Annotated in this window: 7 protein-coding genes and 1 pseudogene; 6 read left to right on the top strand and 2 right to left on the bottom strand. The window is 36.1% G+C overall.

Annotation, left to right across the window (positions count from 1 at the left end):
- Positions 1-106 (top strand): annotated as a pseudogene (locus ACIQ0M_RS14895) (IS1595 family transposase); the annotation flags it as partial.
- Positions 107-127: 21 nt separating this feature from the next.
- Here the strand turns inward: ACIQ0M_RS14895 and fbp are convergent.
- Positions 128-1,135 carry a class 1 fructose-bisphosphatase gene (gene fbp / locus ACIQ0M_RS14900; protein ID WP_396153647.1) on the bottom strand — a complete coding sequence of 336 codons (1,008 nt, stop codon included), beginning with the start codon at positions 1,133-1,135 and terminating at the stop codon, positions 128-130.
- A gap of 148 nt (positions 1,136-1,283) precedes the next feature.
- Here fbp and ACIQ0M_RS14905 point away from each other — a divergent pair, with 148 nt between their 5' ends.
- The 3 genes from ACIQ0M_RS14905 (at position 1,284) to ACIQ0M_RS14915 (ending at position 3,843) form a co-directional block, all read left to right on the top strand.
- On the top strand, positions 1,284-1,757 hold the full coding sequence (locus ACIQ0M_RS14905) for a GNAT family N-acetyltransferase (protein WP_396153649.1): 474 nt from the start codon (positions 1,284-1,286) through the stop codon (positions 1,755-1,757).
- 73 nt (positions 1,758-1,830) lie between these two features.
- Complete coding sequence (locus ACIQ0M_RS14910) at positions 1,831-3,084, top strand: aspartate kinase (protein ID WP_396153651.1); 1,254 nt, start codon at positions 1,831-1,833, stop codon at positions 3,082-3,084.
- Between the two features lie 186 nt (positions 3,085-3,270).
- The gene (locus tag ACIQ0M_RS14915; RefSeq protein ID WP_396153653.1) at positions 3,271-3,843 is read left to right on the top strand and encodes a fasciclin domain-containing protein; all 573 of its coding nucleotides are present in this window, start codon (positions 3,271-3,273) and stop codon (positions 3,841-3,843) included.
- 55 nt (positions 3,844-3,898) lie between these two features.
- Here the strand turns inward: ACIQ0M_RS14915 and ACIQ0M_RS14920 are convergent, their stop codons facing one another.
- Complete coding sequence (locus ACIQ0M_RS14920) at positions 3,899-4,576, bottom strand: glycosyltransferase family 2 protein (RefSeq protein WP_396153655.1); 678 nt, start codon at positions 4,574-4,576, stop codon at positions 3,899-3,901.
- Between the two features lie 151 nt (positions 4,577-4,727).
- Here ACIQ0M_RS14920 and ACIQ0M_RS14925 point away from each other — a divergent pair, with 151 nt between their 5' ends.
- Together ACIQ0M_RS14925 and ACIQ0M_RS14930 are read left to right on the top strand one after the other, a co-directional pair.
- Positions 4,728-8,135 carry a hypothetical protein gene (locus ACIQ0M_RS14925; RefSeq protein ID WP_396153657.1) on the top strand — a complete coding sequence of 1,136 codons (3,408 nt, stop codon included), beginning with the start codon at positions 4,728-4,730 and terminating at the stop codon, positions 8,133-8,135.
- A 70-nt stretch (positions 8,136-8,205) separates the two neighbouring features.
- Positions 8,206-8,766, top strand: a complete 561-nt coding sequence (locus ACIQ0M_RS14930; RefSeq protein WP_396153659.1) for a hypothetical protein — start codon at positions 8,206-8,208, stop codon at positions 8,764-8,766.
- Positions 8,767-8,904 lie beyond the last annotated feature (138 nt).

Here is an 8,904-nt window from a genome sequence, read left to right on the forward strand (position 1 = left end):
ATATTTACAATTATACCTAAATGAGTTCGTTTACAAGCTTAATAGACGGTATTTTGAAGAAAAATTATTCGACAGGCTAGTGATAGCAAGCATTACAGGGTTATGACTAATAACGGACAATCAAAAACTATTTATATTTCGCCATAAATTCTTCAGCTTTTTCTACCATTTTTCGGCTTCCGCAAAAGAAAGGGACGCGTTGATGCAATTCGGTTGGCTGAATTTCCATTATGCGTTGATATCCATTTGAAGCTTTTCCTCCCGATTGTTCCGCTAAAAAGGCCATTGGATTACATTCATACAGCAAACGTAGTTTACCGTTCGGTGCTTTTGAACTCGTTGGATAAATATAAATGCCTCCTTTTATCATATTACGATGAAAATCGGAAACCAAACTTCCGATATAACGGGAAGTATAAGGACGATCTTCTTCCTCTAACTGACAATATTTGATGTAATCTTTTACCCCTTGCGGAAAATGAACATAATTCCCTTCATTAATCGAATAAATCGTTCCGGATTCAGAATAAGTCATATTCGGATGCGAAAGATAAAAAGTACCAATAGCCGGGTTTAAAGTAAATCCGTTTACGCCGTGACCGGTTGTGTAAACTAACATCGTCGATGTTCCATAAATCACATAACCCGCCGCCACTTGATTCACACCGGGTTGTAGAAAATCTTCCAAAGTTACCGGAGTTCCTACCGGGGTTTTACGTCTGAAAACCGAAAAAATGGTTCCCACTGAAACATTAACATCAATATTAGAAGAACCATCCAAAGGATCCATCAACACCACATATTTATTATTGTGTGAATTATCGCTACCGGCAACGGTAATAAAATCATCGTTTTCTTCGGAGCCGATTCCACACACAATTTCACGGTTGATAAGGGTTTGAATAAACACCTCATTGGCATACACATCCAATTTTTGTTGGTCTTCTCCTTGAATATTTTGTTCACCGGCTGCTCCAACAATATCCACCAAACCCGCTTTGTTTACTTTGTAATTTACCACTTTTGCGGCTAGTCTGATGGAGTTGATAATGCGTGATAATTCTCCGGTTGAATATTGAAATTCTTCCTGCTTCTCAATGATGAATTCACCAAGGGTTTTGTTTCTTTCTTCCATTACGAAAACGTTGTAGTTGTATTAGTGGCACAAATATCGAAATTTTTGTGATACAAATCAGATTATTATTTTGTTATCTTTAAGAATTGTATTTTTGTGCAAAATTAATAGCCCTGAAAGTATCAGATGGCAGAAATTAGCTTCTAAAATGAACATCAGAAAAGCAAAAATAAACGATATGCCCTCCGTTTTAAGCTTGATTCAAGAACTCGCTGTTTTTGAAAAAGAAACCGATGCGGTGGTGGTAACTGTTGCCGATTTAGAGCGTGATGGTTTTGGTGAAAATCCACTTTTTCACACCTTTGTGGCGGAAATGAATGATGAAATCATTGGCATGGCGTTGTATTATTATAGGTATTCGACTTGGAAAGGGAAAACGATTCATTTGGAGGATTTGATAGTGAAAGAAGCTCATCGGGGTACCGGAGCAGGTTTGGCATTGTACACCGAAATTATTAAGCAAGGCAAGAAAGACAAAGTTCGACGCCTCGAATGGAATGTATTGGATTGGAACGAACCCGCCATTCGTTTTTATGAAAAATCAGGTGCGAAGGTATTAGAAGATTGGCGTGTGGTACAAATGAATGAAGAAGGAATGAAACGATTTTTGATTGAAGATTAACGATTTTTGATTTTTGACATTGATTTTTGACATTGATTTTTGACATTGATATTGACTAAGACACATTAAACGTATGAAAATATTCAAATTTGGAGGAGCATCGGTAAAAGATGCCGAAGGAGTAAAAAACGTACTATCCGTTTTACAAAAAGTGGGACACGACGATGTGTTACTCGTGATTTCTGCCATGGGGAAAACCACCAACGCATTAGAAGTCGTGATTAAACATTATTTTGAAAAATCACCGGAATTAAAAGCGTCGATTCAGGAAGTGCGAAAATACCACAACCAAATTTTATTAGAGCTATTTGAAGACGATAAACATCTTGTTTTTAGAGCCGTGAACGTTCATTTTGAAGAACTGGATTATTTTTTGAGTCACAATAAATCGCCTAATTATAACTTTGTCTATGACCAAGTGGTGAGTTACGGAGAAATTATTTCAACCACCATTGTAAGTCATTATTTTAATTATAGCGGACTCAAAAACAATTGGTTGGATGTTCGTCAATTCATCAAAACGGATGCTACGTATCGAGATGCAATCGTAGATTGGGAACAAACGCAAAAATTGATTTCGAAAAACGTTAAGAAAAAAACGTTGAACATTACGCAAGGTTTCTTAGGTTCAGATGAAAATAATTTTACGACTACTTTAGGTCGTGAAGGTTCGGATTATACCGCCGCTATTTTTGCCTATTGTTTAAATGCTGAAAGCGTAACGATTTGGAAAGATGTTCCGGGGGTTTTAAATGCTGACCCCAGGTATTTTGAAAATGCCATTTTACTAAATCAGATATCTTATCGTGAAGCCATTGAGTTGGCATTTTACGGAGCTTCGGTTATTCACCCCAAAACATTGCAACCGCTTCAAAAAAAGGAAATTCCATTATTTGTAAAATCATTTGTAAATCCGCTTTTACCAGGAACAAGAGTCTATAAAGGTGCCGACTTGGAACCGCAAACATCCTGTTTTATAGTGAAAAAAAATCAATTACTGATTTCGCTTTCCTCCATCGATTTCTCGTTTATCATGGAAGAAAACATCAGCGAAATTTTTGCGTTATTCCATCAATACAAAGTAAAAGTAAGTTTGATTCAAAATTCCGCCATTAGTTTTTCGGTGTGCATTGAAGATAAATTTGGCAACTTTCCGGAATTAAAAACCATTCTTTCCAAAAAGTTCAAAGTAGCTTATAACGAAAATGTGTCGCTATACACTATTCGTCACTTCACTGAAAAAGCGGCTAAAATGGTCGAGGAAAATAAAACAGTTTTGGTAAAACAGATTAGTAGAGAAACGTTGCAGGTAGTAACGAAGGAGTAGTTTTTTGGTTTCAGGTTTCAGGTTTGGAGTATTAATAATTTTGTCATACCGACCAAGGGGGATATCCCAATAAGTTTGTTTAATTGAAAAAAAACAATAATTAAATTTTGTTTAATCTTTTGTTAAAAAAATTAAACAACAATATTAATACTCTACCTTTACATTCTAATTGTAAAAAAAATCAAAATGAAACTAATTAAATCACTGACCATTTTATCAATCACAGCAATGCTAATCAGTTGTGGTGAAGCCAAAAAAGAAGAAGTTGTAGAAGAAGTTGTTGCCGTTGAAGAGCCAGTTGAAGTTGTTGAAACGCCAAACATTGTGGGAGTAGCTTCCGCTAATGCAGATTTCAGCACATTGGTAACTGCCGTAGGAGCAGCGGAATTAGTAGAAACGTTAAGTGGAGAAGGTCCATTTACTGTTTTTGCACCCACTAATGCAGCTTTTGAAAAACTTCCTGCCGGAACAGTTGAAACATTGTTAAAACCGGAAAGTAAAGAAAAATTAACCGCTGTATTAACCTACCATGTTGTAGCCGGAAAATTTGAAGCTGCTCAAGTAATTGAAGCCATCAATGCAAACAAAGGTAAATTTGAAGTAGCTACCGTTCAAGGTGGGAAAATTACGTTAAGTTTAGTAGATGGAAAAGTAGTTTTAACCGATGAAAACGGTGGAAAAGCAACTGTTGTTATTGCAGATGTGGCTGCATCAAATGGAGTGATTCACGCCATTGATACGGTAGTGATGCCAAAATAAAAGTCTTACTGTTTTTTCATGAAAAGAGCTGTTTTGTTATGAAACAGCTCTTTTTTTATAATTTAACAGAAACAGCATTGAATGGAACAAGATATTTTTCTTTATCAGGTGCTCCACCCCACTTTTTGATGTAGTAAGTCCGATTTTTCAAAAAATTCTCATTAAGCGATGGATCTTTTTCAATCGACATCGAATTTCGAAAAGTAACCGGATTTAGTTTTTCGGTATAAACCATATTCATGTTAAGTAACTTCATGCGATAGTGAGCATCATTATCTTCAAAATAGGCTGGAAAAATATTTTCATCAAATTTTCCAAATTCTTTCCAAGCTTGAACAGTAAGAATATATGAACTCCATTGTTGGTAAGAATTAATAAACGCCATGTTCTTCCAAATTTGTAAAATAGATTGAATTTGAATTTCTGATTTGCCTAAATACACATCATCATTAAGTATAAGTACATGAGTGGCTCCTTGTTTATCGGCAAATTCCATGAGTAAATTCCAACTTTTTGACACACCTAAATTAGTTTCAGGTCTTATAATAACAAAGTTATCTTCACGTCTAATAATTTCCTGATTTCCATTATCGCAAATCACGATAAGGGTTTCTTTAAAATCATTAAAGTAATTAACTAGTGCTTCATTTAGTAAATCCGCTCGATTTAGGGTTGGAATACAAACCACAAAACGAATTGGTTCTGGGTTAACTGGTTTAAAAGGTTTAAACATTCTAGCTATTGTTGAAGTCTCAAAAATAAGGAAATGGGTTTGAATTTCAGAAATCGAAAATTTGTTTTTTAGTAGTTTAAAGTTTATCAGAACAGCTACATTTTTAACCCCCAAAAAATACTACTTTTGAGTTTTTGGAGTTAGTATAAGTATGTTGAAAAATTGCTTTTTAGGGATGTTGTTGCTCTTGTTTTCCGGGTTGTGGGCTCAGGAAAACGAAACTCCTTATAAAAAGAAAAAAATCACCGTTTCAGCCGATACCATTTCACTCGAAAAAGTTAGCATTAACAAGGAATTTTTCAAAATTTTAGATGGAAAGGGAAATCCCGTTGACACTGCTTTTTACAAGGTAAACTTTCAAAAAGGCACATTGGTTTTTAAAACTAATTTTCAATCTAACGACACACTAACCGTTCGCTACCTTACTTTTCCTGAATTTTTGACTAAAACCTATAGTGTTTATGATGAAAGTAAGGTCGTTCCCAACTCCAGAGGAAACGGTCAATTGTATTCACTTTCCAAAGACCGAGTCAATAACTTCAAGCCGTTTGACGGACTCACCACGTCCGGTAGTATTACAAGAGGTGTAACCATAGGAAACAATCAAAATGCCGTGGTCAATTCCAATTTGGATTTGCAGATTACAGGAAAACTATCCGATAAGGTAAGTTTGCGTGCTTCCATTCAAGACAGTAATATTCCTTTGCAGGAAGGCGGTTATTCACAAAGATTGGACGAATTTGATCAGATTTTCATCGAAATGTATTCAGACAAATGGAACATTCGTGCCGGTGACTTATTTTTAGAAAACAGACAATCCCGCTTTTTAAATTTTAATAAAAAAGTACAAGGACTTTCCACACAATTTCATTTGGGTGAAGAAGGAAATAAAACCACCCTTTTTGCCTCAGCTGCTTTGGTTCGTGGTCAATATGCTAAAAGTACTTTTGTAGGTCAGGAAGGAAATCAAGGACCTTATAAACTGCGAGGTAACAATGGCGAATTGTTTGTGTTGGTCATTTCCGGTTCTGAACGGGTTTTTGTGAATGGAATTCTCTTGCAGCGTGGAGAAAACAATCACTACACGATAGATTACAATGCCGGAGAAGTAACCTTTACTTCACTTTTCCCCATCAATTCCGAAATGCGGATTAACATTGAATACCAATATTCCGACCGAAGTTTTACCCGATTTCTTACCTATGGAGGTGTTGTTCACGAACGCGAAAAATGGAGCATCGGCGGATTTATCTATTCAGAGAATGATGTCAAAAATCAACCTTTACAACAAGATTTGTCGCAAGAACAAGTTGAAGTTTTACAAAATGCGGGCGATAACATCAATTTGATGAATGCTCCTTCTGCATTTGAAGATTCCTTTTCTGAAAACAAAGTTTTGTACCGAAAAATAACAGTCTCCGGTGAAGAAGTTTTTGAATTTTCTAACAATCCGGAAGAAGTTTTATTCAACGTACGCTTTTCTTTAGTTGGCAATAACCAAGGAAATTACATCTTAGCCAACAACCAAGCAGTGGGAAGAATTTATCAATATGTAGCACCCATAAACGGAATTCCACAAGGAAATTTTGAACCGATTATTCGACTGATTGCTCCTACCAAAATTCAAATTGCCACCGTGATGGGAAAATACAATCCATCCGACAAAACCAATGTTGATTTTGAAATAGGCATCAGCAACAATGATTTGAATTTATTTTCCAACTTGGATAATGAAGATAATCAAGGAATTGCCGGAAGAATAAATGCCAATCAACGCCTTTTTACCAAAAAATGGACATTGGATGCCTTTGCAAATTTGCAATTTGTACAAAAAGATTTCAGAACCATTGAACGATTATTTACGATAGAATTTGATCGCGATTGGAATTTAACTTCTCCAATCGGTAATCAGAGTTTGGTTATTTCCGGTTTGCGATGGAACGATCCTGAAAAAGGTTTTGCCACTTATCAATTAGAAAAATTAGACTTTTCCGATAATTTTTCGGGAATCCGACATGTGTTGAATGGACGATTTCGGCATAAAAACTGGACCATTTCCAACAACAGTAGTGTGATGAAAAGCGATGGTTCTGTTGCCAATTCCACTTTTGCCCGAAGCGAAACCCTAACCAAATATGATTGGAAAAAAAATTGGGTGGGTGGTTCACTTCGATTGGAAGACAATAGCGAGAAAATTGTTGGTACCAACACTTTTTCTCAACTCAGTCAACGCTTTTTAGAATATGGCGGTTTTGTTGGTCGTGGTGATTCCACCAAAGTTTTTATGGAAATTGGCTATTTGCATCGCGTAAACGACAGTTTGCAAAACGGTTTTGTACAACGGGTAAATCGTTCACATTCTTATTATTTGAAATCAAGATTGTTGCAAACCGAAAAAAGTGATTTGAGTGTTTTTGTCAACTACAGAAATTTAGAATTTGAAGATAAAACTCGTCCTAATGAACCTTCATTGAATTCCCGTATTTTGTATAATGACCGGTTCTTTAAACAATTACTTTTGCTAACCACTGCTTATGAAACGGCGTCGGGAACGTTGCCACAACAAGAGTTTACCTATTTGCAAGTAGAACCCGGCCAAGGTGTTTTTATGTGGAATGATTACAATGGAAATGGCATTCAAGAATTACAAGAATTTGAAGTCGCTCCGTTTCCCGATCAAGCGAAATATGTTCGGGTATTTTTGCCAAATCAAGTTTTTGTAAAAACACATCAAAATAAGTTTTCCGTTTCACTAACGTTGAATCCTTCAATTTGGCAGAATGAGACGGGATTTAAGAAGTTTTTGTCTTATTTCTACAATCAAACGTCTTATTTAATCGACCGAAAAATTGAACGCAATTCCGATAATTTCAACCTCAATCCATTTAATAGTGATGAATCAGAATTATTAGGATTGAATTCGAGTTTTATGAATAGTTTCTTTTACAACCGAGGGAAACAACATCATTCGGTTACCTATACCATTTTAAACAGTAGAACCAAAAATTTACTTTCCATCGGTTCACAAGAAAATAAAAACTTAGCTCATCAAGTGCAATACGCTCATTTATTAAAAAAGAGCTGGTTGTTTGCCATGTCAGGAAAAACGTTTACCACTGAAAGTAGTTCAGATAATTTTCCGGCACGTAATTTTGATGTGTTTGGCTATCAAATTGCCCCAAAAGTGAGTTATTTATTTTCAAAAAACACGAGTTTAGATGTGTTTTTTGAAATGCAAAACAAAGAAAACCAATTAGGTAATAGCGAAACCCTGAACCAAAGCAGATTAGGAACTTCGTTCACGTATGCAGGCGAGAAAAAATTCACGATGAACGGAGAATTTTCACTTTACAACAATGACTTTACAGGCGATGCTTTATCCGCAGTGGGTTTTCAAATGTTAGAAGGACTTCAACCGGGAAGAAACCAAACCTGGCGATTATTGATTCAAAAAAACCTGACGCAATATTTAGATGTGAATGTCAATTACCAAGGAAGGAAAAGCGAAACTAGTGATACAATTCACACAGGAAGTATTCAGCTAAGAGCTTATTTTTAAACCAAATTGTTAAAAATGAAAAGCTTTTCTATTTAAATTATTATATTTGAATGGATAAAAAACTAATGTTATGCAATCAAAATCGATACTACTTTTCCTTTTGGGAAGTTCACTTTTCTTTATTTCCTGTAAAAAAACAGAGGAAGCATCTACTTCTACAGAACAAAAAACAGAAACAACGGCGACTGAAAAACCGGCTGCAAATGATGCTTCTAAAATAACCACCACTCCTGCTCAGGCAGCCACACAAACGGCTACTCCGGCTGGGCAACCTCCAAAATTAAATCCGCCACATGGGCAACCGTATCACCGATGTGAAATTGCAGTTGGAGCCCCTTTGGACGGTTCTGCACAGTCACAAGGAGCATCACCGGCTCCTGTTCAGCAAAATGCACCAAAATCATTTTTTAAAACGGTTCAGACTGAGCAACAAGCTAATCCAACTCAGACTGTCGCTGCAGCACCTGCTCCTGCAAAACAAGTAACGCCAACTCAGCAAGTAAAACCTGCGGCAACACCGGCTTCTTCAACAGCCAATGCTGCGGGTCCAAAACCAAAAAATAATCCGGCACATGGTCAACCGCATCACCGTTGTGATATTAAAGTAGGTGATCCGTTACCGGATGCTTAGAATTTTATAGAGAAGTGATTTAAACTTATTTTGTAAATATAAAAGGGTTGACGAAATTTGTGTTGCAAAACATAATCATTTCAAAATCAACCCTTATGTACAGTGTACTTGACAAAGATATAATAAAAAGTGAAATTG

Origin of the sequence: Flavobacterium sp., assembly GCF_044339515.1 — a bacterium.
Classification (GTDB): domain Bacteria; phylum Bacteroidota; class Bacteroidia; order Flavobacteriales; family Flavobacteriaceae; genus Flavobacterium.